This is a genomic window from Undibacterium sp. Ji42W (genome assembly GCF_049340405.1).
Taxonomy (GTDB): Bacteria; Pseudomonadota; Gammaproteobacteria; order Burkholderiales; family Burkholderiaceae_D; genus Undibacterium.
In genome coordinates this window covers 106,545-125,543 of the sequence record NZ_JBMPOV010000010.1, presented here as the reverse complement: position 1 = coordinate 125,543, position 18,999 = coordinate 106,545, and the positions used below count along the sequence as shown (strand labels likewise).

17 protein-coding genes are annotated in these 18,999 nt (G+C 50.1%); 9 read left to right on the top strand and 8 right to left on the bottom strand.

The window, feature by feature from the left end; translation table 11 throughout:
* Positions 1-51 precede the first annotated feature (51 nt).
* The 3 genes from ACO0LG_RS21515 (at position 52) to ACO0LG_RS21505 (ending at position 1,912) form a co-directional block, all read left to right on the top strand.
* The gene (locus ACO0LG_RS21515; protein WP_423029606.1) at positions 52-321 is read left to right on the top strand and encodes a hypothetical protein; all 270 of its coding nucleotides are present in this window, start codon (positions 52-54) and stop codon (positions 319-321) included.
* A 121-nt stretch (positions 322-442) separates the two neighbouring features.
* Positions 443-1,270, top strand: a complete 828-nt coding sequence (locus ACO0LG_RS21510) for an SAM-dependent methyltransferase (RefSeq protein WP_423029605.1) — start codon at positions 443-445, stop codon at positions 1,268-1,270.
* A 243-nt stretch (positions 1,271-1,513) separates the two neighbouring features.
* The gene (locus ACO0LG_RS21505; RefSeq protein ID WP_422951212.1) at positions 1,514-1,912 is read left to right on the top strand and encodes a hypothetical protein; all 399 of its coding nucleotides are present in this window, start codon (positions 1,514-1,516) and stop codon (positions 1,910-1,912) included.
* Positions 1,913-2,022: 110 nt separating this feature from the next.
* Here the strand turns inward: ACO0LG_RS21505 and ACO0LG_RS21500 are convergent, their stop codons facing one another.
* The 5 genes from ACO0LG_RS21500 to ACO0LG_RS21480 form a co-directional block, all read right to left on the bottom strand.
* Positions 2,023-2,238, bottom strand: coding sequence for a DUF3820 family protein (locus ACO0LG_RS21500; RefSeq protein ID WP_423029604.1), 216 nt, complete (start codon positions 2,236-2,238; stop codon positions 2,023-2,025).
* Between the two features lie 3 nt (positions 2,239-2,241).
* Entirely contained in the window at positions 2,242-2,904 is a 663-nt protein-coding gene (locus ACO0LG_RS21495) for a DUF2242 domain-containing protein (RefSeq protein WP_423029603.1), read from the bottom strand.
* 41 nt (positions 2,905-2,945) lie between these two features.
* Positions 2,946-3,143 (bottom strand): hypothetical protein, encoded by a 198-nt coding sequence (locus ACO0LG_RS21490; RefSeq protein WP_423029602.1) that lies wholly within the window; start codon positions 3,141-3,143, stop codon positions 2,946-2,948.
* A gap of 399 nt (positions 3,144-3,542) precedes the next feature.
* Positions 3,543-4,253: a histidine utilization repressor gene (gene hutC / locus ACO0LG_RS21485; RefSeq protein ID WP_423029601.1), complete on the bottom strand. Its 711-nt coding sequence runs from the start codon at positions 4,251-4,253 to the stop codon at positions 3,543-3,545.
* 89 nt (positions 4,254-4,342) lie between these two features.
* Positions 4,343-5,278, bottom strand: a complete 936-nt coding sequence (locus ACO0LG_RS21480; RefSeq protein ID WP_423029600.1) for a LysR family transcriptional regulator — start codon at positions 5,276-5,278, stop codon at positions 4,343-4,345.
* A 169-nt stretch (positions 5,279-5,447) separates the two neighbouring features.
* Here ACO0LG_RS21480 and ACO0LG_RS21475 point away from each other — a divergent pair, with 169 nt between their 5' ends.
* Positions 5,448-6,227 (top strand): 3-oxoacyl-ACP reductase family protein, encoded by a 780-nt coding sequence (locus ACO0LG_RS21475; RefSeq protein ID WP_423029599.1) that lies wholly within the window; start codon positions 5,448-5,450, stop codon positions 6,225-6,227.
* Between the two features lie 65 nt (positions 6,228-6,292).
* Here ACO0LG_RS21475 and ACO0LG_RS21470 read toward each other — a convergent pair whose 3' ends face one another.
* Together ACO0LG_RS21470 and ACO0LG_RS21465 are read right to left on the bottom strand one after the other, a co-directional pair.
* Positions 6,293-6,775, bottom strand: a complete 483-nt coding sequence (locus ACO0LG_RS21470; protein ID WP_423029598.1) for a GNAT family N-acetyltransferase — start codon at positions 6,773-6,775, stop codon at positions 6,293-6,295.
* Positions 6,772-7,179 carry a rhodanese-like domain-containing protein gene (locus ACO0LG_RS21465; protein ID WP_423029597.1) on the bottom strand — a complete coding sequence of 136 codons (408 nt, stop codon included), beginning with the start codon at positions 7,177-7,179 and terminating at the stop codon, positions 6,772-6,774. Before ACO0LG_RS21465 ends, ACO0LG_RS21470 begins: the two co-directional genes overlap by 4 nt.
* Positions 7,180-7,475: 296 nt before the next feature.
* Between ACO0LG_RS21465 and hutU the strand changes: the two genes are divergently transcribed.
* The 5 genes from hutU to ACO0LG_RS21440 all read left to right on the top strand — a co-directional run bounded on the left by hutU (position 7,476) and on the right by ACO0LG_RS21440 (position 16,979).
* Positions 7,476-9,176 (top strand): urocanate hydratase, encoded by a 1,701-nt coding sequence (hutU, locus tag ACO0LG_RS21460; RefSeq protein ID WP_423029596.1) that lies wholly within the window; start codon positions 7,476-7,478, stop codon positions 9,174-9,176.
* Between the two features lie 404 nt (positions 9,177-9,580).
* Positions 9,581-11,122, top strand: coding sequence for a histidine ammonia-lyase (gene hutH / locus ACO0LG_RS21455; RefSeq protein WP_423029595.1), 1,542 nt, complete (start codon positions 9,581-9,583; stop codon positions 11,120-11,122).
* 91 nt (positions 11,123-11,213) lie between these two features.
* Entirely contained in the window at positions 11,214-11,822 is a 609-nt protein-coding gene (locus ACO0LG_RS21450; RefSeq protein WP_423029594.1) for a HutD family protein, read from the top strand.
* On the top strand, positions 11,822-13,045 hold the full coding sequence (gene hutI, locus ACO0LG_RS21445; RefSeq protein WP_423029593.1) for an imidazolonepropionase: 1,224 nt from the start codon (positions 11,822-11,824) through the stop codon (positions 13,043-13,045). The genes ACO0LG_RS21450 and hutI overlap by 1 nt, the downstream gene beginning before the upstream one ends.
* A gap of 130 nt (positions 13,046-13,175) precedes the next feature.
* Positions 13,176-16,979, top strand: coding sequence for a DUF748 domain-containing protein (locus tag ACO0LG_RS21440; protein ID WP_423029592.1), 3,804 nt, complete (start codon positions 13,176-13,178; stop codon positions 16,977-16,979).
* Between the two features lie 123 nt (positions 16,980-17,102).
* Here ACO0LG_RS21440 and ACO0LG_RS21435 read toward each other — a convergent pair whose 3' ends face one another.
* Entirely contained in the window at positions 17,103-18,770 is a 1,668-nt protein-coding gene (locus ACO0LG_RS21435; protein ID WP_423029591.1) for a M28 family peptidase, read from the bottom strand.
* Positions 18,771-18,999: the final 229 nt, after the last annotated feature.

Here is an 18,999-nt window from a genome sequence, read left to right as displayed (position 1 = left end):
GAATCGTTCTTGGTATTACTCCTGAAAGTTTTGCCAACCAAGGAGAAAAGTATGTCTAAGTTGTTAGATTATCTGAATGCTCTTGACACCAGTGCAGTAGTTATCGAAGCACACAAAAAAGACCCGCTGCAGGCTGCACTTGATTTTGGTCTGTCCGTAGATGAGCAGGTTCTTATACTGCGTCAGGACAGACGTGAAATATCCGCCTTTCTGGATTTGCCTTTCAAAGATTTCGATGCGATTGATAGCATTGAAACGTTGCCTAGTCTTGATGCAGGACAAACTAGCTTGAAAAATGAAGCTGAGCTCGTGCCTTCTTAATAGCTATTAAAGTTAAAGATAGATTGCTGCCAATGAGTCATGTGCTTTTTACGTGACTCGTTGCATGGCTTTTTTTTGGATCGTTTGAATAATTATTTCCAACTCCCTTACATTCACATCTATGACAATTCAAAAACAAGGATCACTCGTCTGTGTGGGTACTGGCATGCGCATGGCGGGGCAATTGACGCCAATTGCGCAAAGCTATATCGAATCTTTTGACGTTGTCGTTGCGGCGGTGCCGAATATTTTTACGCATAAATGGCTGCAAGGGGTAGCTAAAGAATATATCTGCCTGAATTCCTATTATGAAGACATGAAAATTGACGGGAAAAATAGACGGGACACATATAGGCGCATGGCAGACACCATATTGTCTGAAATGCGCTCAGGCAAACGAGTATGCGCTGCCTTTTATGGTCACCCCGGAATTTTTGCCTGTATTTCTCACATGGCTATTGCGGATGCGAGAGCAGAGGGATATCAAGCACATATGGAGCCCGGTATTTCAGCCCTCGATTGCCTGGTTGCAGACTTGGGTATAGACCCGGGTACCCATGGTATGCAATCGATGGAATCAACACAATTCATGATTTACCACCGCACTATCGATACAACGGCGCTGCTGATACTGTGGCAGCCAGGTATTGCAGGTGAGCTGGCATTGAAAAAACTTGAAACCAATGAAGAGTATTTACAGATATTGGTCAACAAGCTTGCACGTAGTTATTCATTGGATCATGAAGTGATTTTATATGAAGCTGCCACTGATCCTTTGGAAAAAACACGTATAGACAAGATTCGTCTTGGAGACTTACCACGAATGAAACTCAAGCAAATAACTACGCTGGTGATACCTCCATCCAAAACGCTGGAAAGAGACCAGTCAATTATCGATGAGCTCAATGCAATCGCTGCACAGAGAGGGCAGATCCAGCAAGCAGCTTAAGAGCCAGGATAGCTTAGGTTTTGCGCATGCTCTTGCGTGAAAGCCCTTCAAACAGGAGTGGCCTATAAATGCTATTGCTTGCATAGCAGTGACAAAATCCTTTAAAAAGTAGCTAAATGCTAATTTGATCAATATATTGATCTGAGCCCGCAGGTTACAAATATCTGCTTTCAATTTGATTTACACTTAATTAGAATCATTTGCGTGCGACAAAATGGTTTGTCAACAAGTTGGAGGATACTGATGAAAAAAATGATCAAAAATACATTGCTGGGTCTGGCTTTAGCCAGTGGTTTGTCGGTAGCTTGTGCGGAAGGCGTAGATACTTCTGTTGATGGCATTTTCAATGCGCTGACAACGACAAGTAATTTGCAGGCTACGGTCGATAACCTGGTCGCCAGCGGTGCTAATCCACAATCCATCGTTTCTGTTGCTGCCGCAGCCGGTATTCCTCTGGATACCGTCAAGGATTTGCAGGTATGCGTGAACTCTGCTGCACCTGATGCAACAGTACTCAGTGCTTCTTGCATGAGACAGCGTAGCCTGGTAACTGCGTATGCAGCAGGCGTGAATGATCCTATGAAATATCTGCCTGCAACTGCTGCTGGCAAACGTCAAAGCAAAGAAGTCAAAACGAACTAATCAATTAGTTCAGGTTGGCAAAAAAAGCAGATATGTTGAGCATGTCTGCTTTTTTATTTTGTGGCCATTGCGATTTGCTGCCATGACCGTGGCAAACGAGGAGAGCGCTCTCAGGTCTTCTTCCTCAATGGTTTCAGCAATTCTTTGAGGTTATTGTGATCAATCTCATACATCAATTCCAGTAGCCGGCCTATCTCCCCCTTGGGGAAACCTTCCCGCGCAAACCAGCCCAGGTAATTACCGGGCAGGTCGGCGATGACAGTATCTTTGTACATACCATACGGCATCTTGAAACTCAGCAGTCTTTGCAGATCGTCCGCTTGCATAAGCTAGTCCTCGGATTTCTTGCCAGACTCAACGGGCGGCGGCGTGCTGGTAGCAGGCTGGCTTGCGCTCGTTGCCGCTGGGGCCGCAGGCGTTACACCAACAGTCTTTTTTTCTTCTTCCGTATCCTGGATATAGGGAACCGCATCCAGGTAACGATCAACGAGTTCAAAGAATTGCTCATAAAACTGGCCAGTAGGAATGGTTTCGCTGGCGACCTTGACCAGGGCATCGTCAGTTGAGCCAAATGGCAGTGACACTGAACCCAGGGCGCTGACGCCTATGCTGGCCGAAGTGTTACTCTTTTTCAGGGAATAACGGTCGCGAACGGCATTCGCAAAAACGGTCGTGCTATTGCTGCCTTTGTTGTTGGCCACACAGACGACGTTAAATTCAATTTCTGCGTGAATGTCTGCTTCTGGCTGGTATTTTCTGCGACCCTTGAGTACTGAAGGTTTCCATTCACTGATGACGTAACCCTGGCTGAGCAAGGCACGGCGCGCTGCTTCACATGCGCTTTTTTCAGTACCAGGGAAGGCGCGTGTGAATACGCCAGTAGCACCAAATTCTTCGTGCTGCAAGCCAGCGTGCTTGGTGGTGGTGCAGGCGCTTAACATGCTAAGGCCCAGGGTGAGGCTGAGAGGTAGTAAAAATGTGCGGTGAATCATCTTCATTTCAATTGTACGGATAAAGCGCATTGCGCGGACATTCAGGCCAGCGCTTCTTTAGCGGCTTCTTCCGGAGTTAATCCATCAAAGAACAGATCGGTGAACCACTCTATCTGTTCTTCTATATGATCCTGGGCCTGGCTCACGGTGGCACCGCCATCGACGAGAAAGCCTTCTACTTGCGTGCACCAGGCAATCAGCGCCTCGGTTTCCGGGTCCAGTTCATTCTTTTTTGCCATGATGTTTCTTTCTTGCTTATATATGCGTAAGCCGTATTTTAACTTGTCAGCACATGCAAGGTGTTACCGCTACATTAAATGCACAATTACAAGTGCCAGATTATTAAGATATAACGTGGCGGGGCATGATTTGGGTGACAGGTATTGTAGAAAATTTTAAGGCCAAAGAGTTCACCACATAGGAGTGCTCTTTTTTTGTAAAGGATCATCGTTCCATAAGCAGGCAACGTGTCACTTGAGTTCTTTGTTATCGATGTAGGAGCGGCTTTAGCCGCGAATGTCCGTCATAACCAAAATAATAGAGATGGTCAGATGTTCGCGGCTAAAGCCGCTCCTACAAAATTTCCCTGTGATCCTTTGTGCAAACTCTGTGTCTCAATGTCTCTGTGTTGAAAGGTCTTAGAAACTCCCCGCAAACTGATAACGCTTACCCGGGTGCCACATCGTTACGCAGGTAGCGATCATGTCGCGCGATCTGGTAGTTCTATGCAAGACCAGAGAAGCTTCTTTGGCTGAGATATGCAGCATCTCAGCGATCTGTTTAGGTGGCAGCACGGCTTCTATGCTGTAATCAACCCCTTGCAACGGGGCGACTGCCACCAGATATTCATTCGGGGTCATGATGCTGAAGTCTTGCTGCAGGTATTCCGGCGTTACGCTGGAGTTGACCCAGCGGTCTTCGACCTGTATCGCCACTTCGTTCTCAAAGTGGACAATGACGGAATGGAATAAGCTGTGGCCCGCCTTGACCTGGAATTTTGCTGCCAGTTGCTCGCTCGCGGTTTCTGCTTTCAACTCATGCAGTTCGCTGCGGTGAGTGTGGCCGCGTGAACGGATTTCTTCTGCAATGCTTTTGATGGCGACCAGCGTTGCCTGGTATTTTTGTTGTGCCACATAAGTGCCGGAACCCTGTATGCGCGTCAGGATTTGTTCGCTGGTCAGTTCGCGCACCGCGCGGTTGACTGTCATGCGCGAGACGCCAAACTGGCTGGCCAGTGCGGTTTCAGCAGGGATGGCATCACCTTCTTTCCACTTGCCGGACTGGATTTCCTGGAGCAGGGTATCTTTGATGACTTGAAACGCTGGAGTATCTGGCTTACTGGGTTTCACAGGATAGGAGGCTTAGAGTGATGGGTGCCTGCATTTTCTCATAGCACAGCAGTGATGGCGAATATATTGGACGACACTGTCACTTACTGTCATTTTTTGTGCGGTGACGCAGAAAATTTACCGGCAATATCCAGTTCACGAAAGCGCATGAGAATGAAATCGACAAACAGCCTGGTCTTGGCAGGCATCAGCTTACTGCTGGCGTAGTAGAGGGAAATGTTGCCAATATCCGCATACCAGCTGGGCAGCAGGCGTAGCAATGTGCCACTTTCCAGATAAGGCAGCGCATGCAGTCTCGGCACCATGGCGACACCCAAATCCAGCAAGGCAGCCCTGCACATGGCTTCCGGGTCGTCCATGATGATGCGTGTCTTCAGTTCCATGTGCGCTTCTTCACCCGCAGCATTGCGTAGCGTCCAGGAGCGCAGTCTGCCGCTTTGCGGCGAGCGGCGCATGATACCATCCAGCTTAGCCAGGTCTTCAGGTTTTGCTGGCATATTGTGCGCCGCGATATAGGCAGGTGAGGCAACTGGTATGACATGGGCGCGCCCGATTTCACGCGCGATAACACCCGGCACCAGTTCTATGCCACCGCCGATGGCAACATCAAAACCTTCAGCGATGAGATCTACACTGCGGTTATCAAAATGCAGGTCGGGAATCACATCAGGGTAGGTGTTGATAAAATCATTCACAGCAGGCAAAACATAATCGCGTCCAAAGGCCAGCGCCAGGCTGATCTTTAAGACGCCAGCGGGTTTGCCTGCGACATTTTCTACATTTGCCAATGCGGCCTGTATGCTGTCCAGCCCACCCTTGATCTGTGCCAGGAATACTTCTCCCGCCTCCGTCAACATCAGGCTGCGCGTGCTGCGCTGGAACAGGCGTATGCCCAGCCGCGATTCCAGCTTGGCGACGTTCTTGCTGACAGCCGCTGGCGTCAGGCCCAGGTTACGAGCTGCCTGGGAAAAACTGCCCGCCTCAGCACTACGGACGAAAGATTCTATGCTAGCCAGCGTTTCCATGATTTCCTCTTTTTTTAGTCATTACTTTCAACCTTTGGTTGAAAGTAATGTTATTGATTATGGACTAATTGTAATCATTAAAAAAGCACAAAATAGCTTCATCCAATCACGGATTACAGAAATTCAACCGAATCAAGCTTTATTAAGCTGAGCTAAACAGGAGAACGACATGATACAAGCATTCAACACGCAAGCAAATAATGCATCCAAAGCAAACCTGGCGGGTAAAACAGCCCTGGTCACCGGCGGTTCACGCGGCATAGGTGCAGCCATTGCACGCAAGCTGGCAACAGATGGCGCAGCAGTTGCCATCACTTATTCCAGCAGTGCGCAGCAGGCAGAACAACTGGTCGAGGATATACGCTCAACGGGCGGCAAGGCACTGGCTATTCGTGCTGATGCGCAAGATGCAGATGCGGTTAAACAGGCAGTGGCAAAAACGGTCGCAGAATTTGGCGGTCTCGATATCCTTGTCAACAATGCGGGTGCACTGGTCGCCGGTGGCATTGCAGATATCAGCATGGATGATTATCAACGCCTGATCGCTGTCAATGTGACAGGCGTGTTTGTCGCGTCGCAAGAAGCACAGCGTCATATGAAAGAGGGCGGCCGTATCATCAATATAGGCAGTGTCAACAGTGATTATGTGCCCGTACCTGGCCTGTCCCTGTATGCACTGACCAAAGGCGCTGTAGCCTCTTTCACCCGCGGCCTGGCTCGTGACCTGGGTGCGCGTGGTATCACTGTCAATAATGTACAGCCCGGCCCGGTTGATACAGAAATGAATCCGGCCAACGGTGCTTTTGCGGATACCATGCGCAGCTACATGGCGACGGGGAAATACGGTACAGGCACACAGATCGCCAGCCTGGTTGCTTACCTGGCGAGCGAGGACGCGGCATTTATCACGGGTGCCAACTTGAAAGCGGATGGCGGCTTTGATGCCTGATATTGCGCGGTGAGGAGTGGAGAAGGTTCTGGCGATGGATTGGGTGCTCAAATTGCTTCAGTCCATTATAAGGGCAGTATCCATGCTTCCCAGTCAGTATCGGGCTTGCCGCCATAGCATCGATAAAATTGCCTGGCATTTTCATTGCCAGGCAAGACATCCCATTTCAGGCGACCGCAGCCGCGTGATCTGGCATGCATTAGCACAGCCTGCATCAATGCCGCGCCTACACCAAGCCTTCTTGCTGCCGGGCTGACATACAATTCCTTCAGTCTGCAATCAGCACGTAAATCAAATGTGAACGCAATTTCTACCAGCACGGCATAGCCCAGCAGCACGCCATCTGCTGAAAATGCCAGCAAGGCGTGGAATTGTGTCGCTTCTTCCCCCAGGCCACCTGCCAGCAAATCTTGTTCCTGTACGCGAAAGGATTTCAGGTAGCCTTCAAATTTGGCCAACTCGCGCATCATTGCCAGCAGGGCAGAAGCATCGGCAGCCTCTGCATAGCGAACGATAAAAGCAGATGCACAGTTTGCTACCATGTTCATGCCAGTTCCGCCACTTCTGTTGTCAGACTGAAACCTTCATCCAGCCAGCCGGTGATGCCGCCTATCATGATTTTAACCGGGCGGCCAAGCTGTGCAAGCCTGATCGCCGCCTTGGTTGCACCATTGCAATGCGGGCCAGCGCAGTAAGTCACAAACAGGGTATCTGCCGGATAGCTGGCCAGTTTGGAAGCAATGATCTTGCCCCTGAGCAGGTTGATCGCGCCCGATACATGGCCCTGGGCATAAGACTCTGGGCTGCGCACGTCCAGCAAGACAAAATCAGTCTTGCCTTCAGACATGGCGTGGTGGGTATCCCAGCAATCAGTCTCAAACCGCAGACTGTCTGCAAAATGGGCGATGGCTTCCTGGTTGCTGGCTGCGGCGACTTCAGTGACGACGGACATGGTTTTTGCCTTTCATGAGCGGTTTGAACATGTGGCTATTGTCGGCCTCTCTGTTTAAAACGCAAAGTGGCGTTAACGGCATGATACGGTAATATCGCGCCAAATATGAGTGCGACTAAAATTTTGCACACCCGCCTTATTAATCACTTGCAAAAGTTGTATATACAACTTAAAATTTCTGTTCGTGATTCAGCTTTGTCCGGCTGTATGCAGTTTTTGCGCTCGCCGGATTTTTATATTTGGGCGGCATATCTTTGAATTGCCGCTATCCTGTATTTAACTGATGGAGAGAGACGATGAACAACGATCCACGCTGGGATGCCAGCCGCGTAATCCACGCACCGCATGGCCCAGAAAAAACCTGTAAGACCTGGGTAGCCGAAGCGGCTTACCGCATGATTCAGAATAATCTTGACCCTGCCGTTGCTGAAAATCCAAAACATCTGGTCGTCTATGGCGGCATAGGCCGCGCAGCCCGCAACTGGGAGTGCTATGACCAGATCCTGGCGTCGCTAAAAGATTTGAACGAAGATGAAACCCTGCTGATACAGTCCGGCAAACCGGTAGGCGTGTTCAAGACCCACGAAGATGCGCCTCGCGTGCTGATCGCCAATTCCAACCTGGTACCAAAATGGGCGAACTGGGAACATTTTAATGAACTCGACCGCAAGGGCCTGTTCATGTATGGTCAGATGACCGCCGGTAGCTGGATTTATATCGGTACGCAAGGCATAGTTCAGGGTACCTATGAAACCTTTGCAGAAGCAGGCCGCCAGCATTTCAATGGTGACTGGGGTGGCCGCTGGATATTGACAGCTGGCCTCGGTGGCATGGGGGGCGCACAACCTTTGGCGGCCAGCTTTGCCGGTGCGGTATCTCTTAACATCGAATGCCAGCAATCCAGCATAGATTTCCGCCTGCGTACCCGTTATGTCGACAAGCAAGCCAAGGATCTGGATGATGCTCTGGAGCTCATCAAGCATCATTGCGATCGTAAAGAAGCGGTGTCGATTGCATTGTTAGGCAACGCCGCAGAAATATTGCCTGAACTGGTCAAGCGCGCAAAAGCGGGGGGCATGAAACCTGACTTGGTAACAGATCAAACATCTGCCCATGATCTTATCAATGGCTACCTGCCTGTAAGCTGGACCGTCGCTGAATGGAAGGCTGCGCAACAAGACGTTGCCCAGCACGCGAAACTAACTGCCGATGCTTCACAAGCCTGCGCTGTGCATGTGCAAGCCATGCTGGATTTCCATGCTATGGGCATACCGACGGTTGATTATGGCAATAACATCCGCCAAGTGGCTTTTGACACCGGCGTCAAGAATGCCTTTGACTTCCCTGGCTTTGTACCTGCGTATATCCGCCCCTTATTTTGCGATGGCAAAGGCCCGTTTCGCTGGGTAGCCTTGTCTGGCGACCCGGAAGATATCCGCAAGACAGATACCAAGATCAAGGAACTGTTCCCCGAAAATAAAGGCGTACACAAATGGCTGGACATGGCGAGCGAACGCATTGCCTTCCAGGGTTTGCCGGCGCGTATTTGCTGGCTGGGTCTGGGTGAGCGGCATATTGCTGGCCTGGCCTTCAATGAAATGGTCAAAAATGGCGAATTGAAAGCACCGATCGTCATTGGTCGTGACCATCTGGACACAGGCTCGGTTGCCAGCCCTAATCGCGAAACTGAAGGAATGCTTGACGGTACTGATGCAGTATCTGACTGGCCTTTGCTGAATGCTTTGCTCAATACTGCAGGAGGCGCCAGTTGGGTTTCGCTACATCATGGTGGTGGTGTGGGCATGGGGTATTCCCAGCATTCTGGCATGGTCATCGTTGCTGATGGCACCGAAGCTGCCGCTAAGCGCATCGCGCGCGTACTGGTCAATGACTGCGGTTCTGGCGTCATGCGTCATGCGGATGCGGGGTATGAGCAGGCGGTTGCTTGTGCTGAACGTGAGGGCTTGAATTTGCCTATGATTAAGGGTAGTAAGTAAGCATAATCAGTCACTGGAATTTAAGCGGTGACAGAATTGCCTGTGCTTCTTCAGTTCAAGGCTAAATGCCAAGAAAAGCTGAAGTTAGTGTGAGTAAAATAGTAATCGCCGGTTGGACGCTAGTCGTAGGGTGGGCTACGGTTTACCAGCCCAACACTCAGCATTTAAAGAACGTATTTTTTATCAAAGGCCCAGTGTTGGGCTGATGAGGCGTAGCCCAACCTGCGAAGTGGCAGATATCTTATATTTTGTGTCCCATTTAAGGTTGGGCGAATCTAAGAGCTCAGTCGCTGTAAAGTGATTTTAGCGGTCTGGAAGGTAGGTCGATATTCCTGACTGCACAAACGACATTGGGTTCCAGCCTGGGCTGGAACGACGATATTTAAAGTATTCAGGAAAAAAACATGAGTAATCATTTTGAAATTCAACCCGGCCAATTCACGCTGAGCGACCTGCGCGCCATCTGGACCAAATCCCAACCTTTGAAGCTGGCAGAATCTGCCTATGCTGCCATCAATGCCGCTTCCGCCACGATAGATAAAATTGTGGCAAAAGGTGATGCGGCTTATGGTATCAATACCGGTTTCGGCAAGCTTGCCAAGACCCGTATTCCTGACGACCAGTTGGAACTCTTGCAGCGCAATCTTATCCTTTCGCATTCCGTCGGTTCTGGCGAATTGATTGATGATGAAGTCGTGCGCCTGATATTGGCGATGAAGATCGCTAGCCTGGCGCGTGGCTTTTCCGGCATACGCGCATCTGTGATCGATAGCATGATTGCCATGTATAACGCTGGCATCATGCCGACTATCCCGGTCAAGGGTTCGGTGGGAGCATCCGGCGATCTGGCACCATTGTCGCATATGACGCTGGCTATGCTCGGTGAAGGTGATGCGCGTGTCAATGGCAAAATTGTGCCTGCCAAAGAAGCACTGGCTGCGGCTGGTATTAAACCTGTGGTATTGGCTGCCAAGGAAGGTCTGGCGCTCATCAATGGTACGCAGGTATCGGCGGCACTGGCCTTGAATGGTCTGTTCCTGGCAGAGCGTCTGCTTGAGGCGGCGACTGTTACCGGTTCCTTGTCAGTCGATGCTGCCAAGGGCAGTGATGCACCGTTTGATGCCCGCATTCATAGCAGCCGTGGTCAGCCTGGCCAAATTGCGACAGCACAGATTTATCGCAGTCTGCTGCAAGGTAGTGAAATCCGTCAGTCACATCTCGTCAATGATGAGCGCGTGCAGGATCCGTATTGCCTGCGTTGTCAGCCACAAGTCATGGGGGCCTGCCTTGACATCATCAATAATGCGGCACGCACTTTGTTGATAGAGGCGAATGCTGTGACCGATAATCCATTGGTGTTCGTGGAAACTGGTGAAGTCATTTCTGGAGGTAACTTCCATGCCGAACCTGTGGCTTTTGCAGCAGATACGCTCGCGTTGGCAATTGCAGAAATCGGTTCCATCTCTGAGCGCCGCATTGCCTTGCTGATCGATTCATCAATCTCTGGCCTGCCACCTTTCCTGGTGCCTTCATCCGGCTTGAATTCGGGCTTCATGATCGCCCATGTGACAGCGGCGGCATTGGCTTCTGAAAACAAATCACATGCTCACCCATCCAGTGTGGACAGTATCCCGACTTCTGCGAATCAGGAAGACCATGTCAGCATGGCGACTTACGGCGCGCGTCGTTTGCATGAAATGGCCCACAATACAGCGACCATCGTCGGCATAGAATTGCTGGCGGCGGCACAGGGTGTGGATTTTCATGCGCCTCTGCAAACATCGGCCATGCTGAAGCAGGTTCACACGCTTTTGCGCGAAAAAGTGGCTTTCTATGACAAAGACAGATTCTTTGCTCCTGATATAGAAGCAGCAAAAGCACTGGTCGTCGAAGGTCATTTGAGCGCACAATGCCAGCAGTTGTATCAGAATCTGTATTTGGCCTGATTCTGCTTGAACCTGAGCAGTTTGTATTAAGATAGTGGCTCTCTCATCTGGGAGGGCCATTTTTGTATTTTGTTGAAAGCTGTTGATTACTATGCGCAAGTGGACACGACAAGACTATCAAACCATGCCATGGAAAAATGGCGGCGGCAGCACGACCGAGCTGGCGATATTTCCAACTGACGCCAGCCTGGATCATTTCGTCTGGCGCTTGAGCACGGCTGAAGTCAGCAGCAATGGCCCGTTTTCACATTTCGCCCAGACAGACAGGACGCTGGCGATTTTGTCTGGTGAAGGCTTGATACTGCATGGTGACAGCGAGCAGGTTCATGGCCAGAGTGTCTTCCTCAAACAAGACAGCCTGCCGCATCAGTTCAGGGGGGAGACACCCATCAATGCCGAACTCTTGCATGGTACGGTCCTGGATTTGAACATGATGACGCGACGCGATGTCTGTACCCATCACATGCAAAGGCTGGAAGCTGGCAAGCATTTCATCGAAGCCAATGATGCCCAGCAGCTCTTGCTGTTTTGTGCAAGGGGCAGTGCGCGACTGACGACGGGCGAAACTTTGCAAGACTATGATTGTTGTCTGTTTGAAGAAGAGCATGAACATCAGGGTATTCGTCTGAACTTGCATGCCGATGAAGCTTCGATACTTTATCTGATACGCATACAATTTTTAAGTATGGGTGACAGCTGATGACTTCAACAGCTTTACACTGGGACAGTCTGTGGACTAATGTCCACCTCGCATGCATGACTGATGGCTATGGCGAAATCAGTGATGCAACCATTGCCGTGAAAAATGGCAAGATTGCCTGGCTTGGCTCGCGGAGCGAATTGCCTGTAGAGTATGTTGCGGCCAAAACCCATGATGGCAAGGGCTGCTGGTTGACACCAGGCCTCATCGATTGCCATACCCATCTGGTGTATGCAGGCAACCGCAGCAATGAATTTGAAGCGCGTTTGAATGGCGTCGCTTATGAAGAAATCGCCAGGCAGGGTGGTGGTATCAACGCCACCGTGCGTGCCACCCGTGGAGCGAGTGAAGATGAATTGCTGGCCGCCACGCTGCCGCGTCTCCATGCGATGCTTGCCGAAGGCGTGACTACGCTGGAAATCAAGTCCGGCTATGGTCTGGACCTGGAAACCGAGGCACGCATATTGCGCGTAGCCAGACGCATAGGGCGTGAATTTCCTGTGCGCGTTAAAACCACTTTTTTGGGCGCACATGCCTTGCCGCCAGAATATGCAGGGCGTGCTGATGATTACATCAAGCTGGTTTGTGAACAGATGTTGCCAGCTTTGGTGGCTGAAGGACTGGTCGATGCTGTTGATGTGTTCTGTGAAAAAATAGGCTTTACGCCCGCCCAGACTGAGCTGGTGTTTCAGTCAGCACAAGCGCATGGCTTGCCAGTCAAACTGCATGCTGAACAATTATCTGATCAGGGTGGCGCAGCATTGACGGCAAAATATAAAGGCTTGTCTGCCGATCATCTGGAATATTTGTCGGATGAAGGAATAGCCACCATGGCAGATAGTGGTACGGTGGCCGTGCTTTTGCCGGGTGCGTTTTACTTTTTACGCGAAACTAAATATCCACCTGTATCTACATTGCGGGCGGCTGGTGTGCCGATTGCGCTGGCAACTGATTGCAATCCCGGTACTTCACCCATGACTTCACTGCTGCTGACCATGAATATGGCATGCACCCTGTTCCGCATGACACCGCTGGAAGCGCTGCAAGGTGTAACATGCCATGCGGCAAAAGCATTAGGCTTGAGTGCAGAAACGGGTGCCCTGGCAGTTGGCAAGGCGGCCGATTTTGCGTTGTGGGATATCGCCAGGCCAGCAGACCTGGCTTATCATATTGCGGGTAATCCTTCACAGGCGAAGGTGTTTGCGGGTAAGTTGTTAGCCTAGCGTATTCGAAATTTTTTCTGATTGACATTCTTTAACCCCGCTTAGCCGGGGTTTTCTTTTGATCGCAGTCGTTGAAGACTATAATCTTGCTTAGCTATACACAAACGCAACAGAACCATCAGGCTTTGATATGACGACAATAAAACAAAAACTCACCAATGCAAACCAGCGCTGGCATCTGGGACGCTGGGCAGCAGGCCTGGTCGGGATGTTTTTTTTGCTGGCAGCCTTGAGTTGGATTTTTCTGCCGGGCATCGTCAAGCGTACTGCAGTTGAGCAAGTACAGCAGCAGATAGGCCGCAAACTGGATATGACAGATATCCGTTTTTCACCTTTCAAACTGGCGCTGACAATAGATGGCTTGATCCTGTATGAAGTCGATCAGCGTACGCCTGCAGTCAAGATCAAGGAACTGGTGCTGAATCTGTCGCTGGCATCGTTGTTTCGCAAGGCGCTGATCGTTGATGAAGTCCGGCTCACTGAGCCTTACGTGCATATTGTCCGTACTCCGGGGGAAGGCTACGGGCGCTATAACTTCAGCGATATCTTCGAAAAAATTGCAGCCATACCCAAGAGCGATTCGCCTGCACGCTTTTCACTGGCAAACCTGCAACTTGCCGGTGGCCGCATAGAGATAGACGACAAGGTCGTCAATGAACAATTCAAGATAGAAGCACTGCAAATCGGCGTTCCCTTTGTGTCCAACTTCCCCAATCAGGTAGAGAGCTTTGTAGAGCCTCTGCTGTCTGCAAAGATCAATGGTTCAAACTTTGTCCTCAAGGGCAGGGCCAAGCCATTTACCAATAATCTGGATACCTCTCTCGCAATTGATCTCGATAAACTGGATTTGACGCAATATATGCCCTATGTGCCTGTGGCCTTGCCAGTAGAAATCAAGAGCGCAAAATTGTCGACCAAACTGGATTTAATTTTCAGCCGCAAGAATGTCCATGCCGAATTGCTCTTGGCCGGTGATGTGCATCTGGATGAAGTACGTGTCAACGATAAGGCAGGTGGCCCCTTGCTGAAAATCGGCAGCTTGCACGCCCAGATCAAACAAGTGAATGTCATGACAGCCGCAGCCAGCATCAGCAAACTGGAATTGGCTTCACCAGAAATTTGGCTGGACATCAATCAGCAGGGACAATTGAACTGGGCCAGCCTGGCGACGTTGGATAAAGCTACCGGCAAAGCAGACAGCAAAACAAATAGTAAATCTGCTGTGGCACCAGTGGTACCAGTGGCAGCAAGTGCAGCATCTTCAGCAACAACGACAGCAAAATCACCTGCAATATTGCAACAATTGACAGAACTGCAGATGTCAAAAGGGATACTGCACTTCCGCGATGCCAAACATGCCAACCCTGCCCAGGCAGTCAATTGGAAAGACATCAGCTTCAATGCGCATGGGCTGTCGTCTGCAGCAGACGCCAAGGCAGCAACATTCAAACTTTCATTAAGTGGCGAGAAAGATGAGCGCCTGAAACTGGAAGGTGAAGTTCAGGCTTTGAATGGCACAGCAAAAGCACAACTGGCTATCAGTTCATGGTCACTGGCTACTTATCAGCCTTTACTCAGCAATTATCTGCTCGCGAGTGTCAGCGGTCAATTTGATGTGAATGCGCAATTGCAGGTGCAAAAAGGTCTGGTTCAAATCGATGACCTGGGTATGAAGCTCAGCCAGTTTTCGATTAAACCCAAGTCTGCTGGCGATGGCGGTTTCAATCTGAAAGCATTGGCGGTAGATAAGCTTACCCTGAACATGGAGAGCAAGCAAATCAATATAGGCAGCGTCGTGTTTGATGGCCTGGTGACCGATGTGCAGCGTGATGAGCAAGCTGTATTGAACTTGAAGAAATGGTTGAAATCCAGTGCAACTGCTAATACAACGACCAGTGTTGTGTCATCAGCGACACCTTCAGCAGTTGACAGTGCGGCTGCAAGTATGGCTGTCAGCGTACCCGCAACAACTACTACGAGCAATACTAATGCATGGAAAGTCAATCTTGCCAGCCTTGATTTTAAGGACAGTACTGTCAGCTTTAACGATAAATCCATGTCGCCAGAAGTAAAGCTGACGCTGGATGCCTTTAATTTGCATGCAGAAAAACTCAGCAGCGATATGTCGCAGCCAGTGAAAATGACCTTGCAAACCAATATAGGGAAAAAATCCAAACTGACTTTAGACGCAACAGCATCTAGTCAGTTAAAAAATATCAGCATGAATCTGGATGGGCAAGGCTTGCCAGTATCTGCCTTATTCCCTTATGTATCACCCTATGTGAATGCTGCGCTGACTCGTGGGCGGGCAGATATCAAAGGTAAATTGAACCTGACCAATGCACTCGACAGCAACAGGCAGATCAATTACGAAGGTATGCTGGCACTGAATGATTTTCATCTACTGGAAAATGGTGCTGAAGAAGATTTCCTGGAATGGAAAAACATCGCCATGGATGGCATCAGTGCACAGATCGGTGGCGACAAGCAATTGGTCACCCTGAAAAAACTCGCACTCAATGATTTTTATGCGCGCGCCATTTTGTCTGCCAAGGGTAAGCTGAATATACAAACTATCCTCAGTACCAAGAAAGCAGATGCGGAAGATGCAGATGCAGCCACCATTGCAACGTCGCCAGTGGCGCAGGCTGATGATGCTGCGGCAAAAGCCGTTACCAGCAAAACGACAACGACGAATATCGTTACCGTGCCCTTGCCAGCCAAGGCAGAAAAAACCAATCCTGTAGTGATACGCATAGCCCAGACCACGCTAAAGGGTGGCAATATCAATTTCAGTGACAACTTCGTCAAGCCCAATTACACGGCCAACCTGACTGGCGTGGCCGGTACCATAGGTGCGATAGCATCTGATAATCCGCAACCCGCAACGATAGAACTGAATGGCAAGGTAGATGATGATGCTCCCTTGGTGATATCGGGCAGCCTCAATCCTCTGGCCAGCCCCATGTTCATGGATGTCAAGGCCAGCGCCAATGGTCTGGAGTTGACGCGGCTGACGCCTTATGCCGCCAAGTATGCTGGCTATGTCATAGAAAAAGGTAAGTTGTCCATGCAGGTGTCTTACCGCATAGAGAACCAGCAATTACAGGCAGAAAATGATGTGCGTCTTGATCAACTGACTTTTGGCGAAAGAGTGGACAGCCCGACAGCAACCAAATTGCCCGTCATGCTGGCCGTGGCTTTGTTGCGCGACAACCAGGGCAGGATAAATATTAATTTACCGATTACCGGGTCCCTGTCTGATCCACAATTTTCAGTTGGTGGCATTATCTTCAAGGTGTTCATGAACGTGATCACCAAGGCAGTGACTTCGCCATTCGCCTTATTGGGTTCCATGTTTGGTGGTGGGGAGGAGCTTGCTTATACCGAATTCCTGCCAGGTCAAACCAGCCTGACTCCCGAGGCAACAGCCAAGCTTGATAATCTGGCAAAGGCACTTAAAAATCGCAGCGCCTTGAAACTGGACATCATAGGCCGGGTAGAGCCAGCGACTGACAGTGACGGTATACGGCAGATATTGCTGCTGCAAAAAATGCGCGAATTGAAATGGAAAGACGTGCATCAAAAAGACCGCACGATCAAGAAAGAAGACATCGTCATTACAGATGCTGAAAAAGCCAGGTATGTAGAAGAAGTTTATCAGGCAGAAAAATTCACCAAGCCTCGCAATGCGATTGGCCTGGCCAAAACCCTGCCAACAGCAGAAGCCGAGAAAATGATACTCGCTAATACCCAGGTCACGCCGGATGCTTTGCGCAGTCTGGCGCAAAAACGTGCAGATAATGTACGTGATTATCTGGAAGATGTTTCTGGCATTGAACGCGAAAGATTATTCCTGATTGCTCCGAGGCTCAATGCCGACGGCATCAAAGACAAGGGCAGTCCGAGCCGGGTGGATTTTTCGCTGAAATAACTTCAAATAGCTTAACCCAGATAAAGGCAGCGCAAAGTGATTGCCTGCTGTAATGAGGTGGCGCGTTGACTCTGCCGCAGCAATCGCAGCAGAGATTAGTACATGAGCGCTGCTGCAGTCCTGTTACTGCGCTGGGCTCTTTGCTGTTCGCTTTGCTGTTCGCTTTGCTGTTCGCTTATATATACCCCCCTTTTTCCAGACTGGCATCGAGATATCGTTAGCCACGGCATGGCCCAGATTCAAGGTAAATTGCGCCTGTTGTAGCATGCCGCTTAAATCCCATGCCGGGTTGTAGCGATCGCGCGGGGTATGGTAGTCTTTTTTAAACGCTTTCATTTGTGCAGCCTCTTGTTCGGCATCGTGATCGAAGGCAAATGATCCATCACCAGAAAACACGGCAGAGCCGACATTAAACGCCGGAACACCGGCCCGCACAAAATTGAAATGATCGGCGCGAAAGAAGGCCCCACCTAAATCGGCAACGGATGGTGCAATACGTAAGCCCATTTTTTTGGCAACGGACGTGGCGCTGTTAAACAGGCTGCTGTGTTCACTGCCTGCGACGCCGATATCCTGGGTTTTGCCAACAAAATTCATGCTGTCCAAGTTGAGATCAGCCGCAGTGTTTGCCAATGGCCACAATGGGTGTTGAACGTAAAATGCGCTGCCTAGCAAGCCCTGTTCTTCCGCAGCAGGCCATAAGAAAATTTGAGTGCGTTTCGCAGGATGTGTCACCGCAGCTTGCGCCATGGCCAGCAACGCAGCCGCACCGGAAGCATTGTCCACGGCGCCGTTCCAGATTTGTGCAGGTTTGCCGGGTTCTTGCACGATGCCCAGATGATCCCAGTGCGCTGAATAAAGCACTGCCTCATGCTTAAGTTTCGCATCATTGCCAAGTACCATGCCAATGATATTTTGTTGCTCCACTTTACGCACGGTGCTACGCAATGCGACATGGATCTTTGCGTCGATTGCGACTGGCTTGAATTCACGGGTCTCAGCTTGTGCACGCAACGCATCCAGGTCTTGTCCAGCCGCAGCGAACAGCGTTTTGGCAGTATCTTCCTGTATCCAGCCTTCCAGTGCATTGCCGTTATCGCCATCGCTGCCAAGACTAAAGCGTTCGTGGCTAAAAGATGTTTGTGGCACGTTCCAGGCGTAACTGGCCGACGGCGTAGTGTGTATCAATAGCACACCCGCTGCACCTTGCCGTGCAGCTTCTTCAAACTTGTAGGTCCAGCGGCCATAATAGGTGAGTGCCTTTCCTGCAAAACGATTTGGTTCTGCCACGGTCGGCTGGGGATCGTTGACCATCATGATCAGCAATTTGCCTTTCAGATCAACAGCTTTAAAATCGTCCCAACGTTCTTCTGGTGCGCGCACACCGTAGCCGACAAATACTAAGGGCGCATCAAAATCATTGTCGGCTTTGCCGTTGGACGATCCATATACAATCTCAGCCCCCAGGGTTGGCGAGAGAGTAGCTTTGTTTGTTTCAAAACGCAGTTGGCTGCTGCTGAGTGTCTGGCTGCCTACCAGTCTCACTGTTTGCCGATAGCCGTTTGCACCCGGTAAGGGCACCAAACCCATGGCTGCCGCTTGCGCCTCCAGATAGCGCACTGCAAGATCACCACCGCGTTGTCCGGTGCCGCGTCCTTCCAGCAAGTCGTCAGATAAAAATGCCAGATGCGCACGCAAAGGTGCTTCTTGTATTTGCTGGGCCTGAGTCAGATGATAAGGCAGTGCAAAATGTAAAACTACGCTGGATATGGCGATCGACGCGAGGCGCATCAGTACTCCTATCATTTCTAAAAATTGATTTGATTTGCGCCAGATCATATTGCAAAGCAGATGTTCTTTTCTTAGCGATAGATATCAAGGATCTACAACAACAAAACAGCCATGATTGTTGCGGTACAAGACAGGCAGTCTTTGGCACAGGCGCTAGCATGCCTATGAACTATATCAGGTCAACCTAGCTGAAAACTGTCGCCCTCTAATTACTTGCCTTATAGTAATT

Bases quoted from the DNA above. Each gene is read 5' to 3' on its own strand.
- hutU (WP_423029596.1), top strand. From the start codon at position 7,476: ATGAACAACGATCCACGCTGGGATGCCAGCCGCGTAATCCACGCACCG.
- ACO0LG_RS21500 (WP_423029604.1), bottom strand. From the start codon at position 2,238: ATGCAAGCGGACGATCTGCAAAGACTGCTGAGTTTCAAGATGCCGTAT.
- ACO0LG_RS21470 (WP_423029598.1), bottom strand. From the start codon at position 6,775: ATGAACATGGTAGCAAACTGTGCATCTGCTTTTATCGTTCGCTATGCA.
- hutI (WP_423029593.1), top strand. From the start codon at position 11,822: ATGACTTCAACAGCTTTACACTGGGACAGTCTGTGGACTAATGTCCAC.
- hutH (WP_423029595.1), top strand. From the start codon at position 9,581: ATGAGTAATCATTTTGAAATTCAACCCGGCCAATTCACGCTGAGCGAC.
- ACO0LG_RS21465 (WP_423029597.1), bottom strand. From the start codon at position 7,179: ATGTCCGTCGTCACTGAAGTCGCCGCAGCCAGCAACCAGGAAGCCATC.
- ACO0LG_RS21515 (WP_423029606.1), top strand. From the start codon at position 52: ATGTCTAAGTTGTTAGATTATCTGAATGCTCTTGACACCAGTGCAGTA.
- ACO0LG_RS21450 (WP_423029594.1), top strand. From the start codon at position 11,214: ATGCGCAAGTGGACACGACAAGACTATCAAACCATGCCATGGAAAAAT.
- ACO0LG_RS21440 (WP_423029592.1), top strand. From the start codon at position 13,176: ATGACGACAATAAAACAAAAACTCACCAATGCAAACCAGCGCTGGCAT.
- ACO0LG_RS21475 (WP_423029599.1), top strand. From the start codon at position 5,448: ATGATACAAGCATTCAACACGCAAGCAAATAATGCATCCAAAGCAAAC.
- ACO0LG_RS21505 (WP_422951212.1), top strand. From the start codon at position 1,514: ATGAAAAAAATGATCAAAAATACATTGCTGGGTCTGGCTTTAGCCAGT.
- ACO0LG_RS21510 (WP_423029605.1), top strand. From the start codon at position 443: ATGACAATTCAAAAACAAGGATCACTCGTCTGTGTGGGTACTGGCATG.
- ACO0LG_RS21435 (WP_423029591.1), bottom strand. From the start codon at position 18,770: ATGCGCCTCGCGTCGATCGCCATATCCAGCGTAGTTTTACATTTTGCA.
- ACO0LG_RS21490 (WP_423029602.1), bottom strand. From the start codon at position 3,143: ATGGCAAAAAAGAATGAACTGGACCCGGAAACCGAGGCGCTGATTGCC.
- ACO0LG_RS21480 (WP_423029600.1), bottom strand. From the start codon at position 5,278: ATGGAAACGCTGGCTAGCATAGAATCTTTCGTCCGTAGTGCTGAGGCG.
- ACO0LG_RS21495 (WP_423029603.1), bottom strand. From the start codon at position 2,904: ATGATTCACCGCACATTTTTACTACCTCTCAGCCTCACCCTGGGCCTT.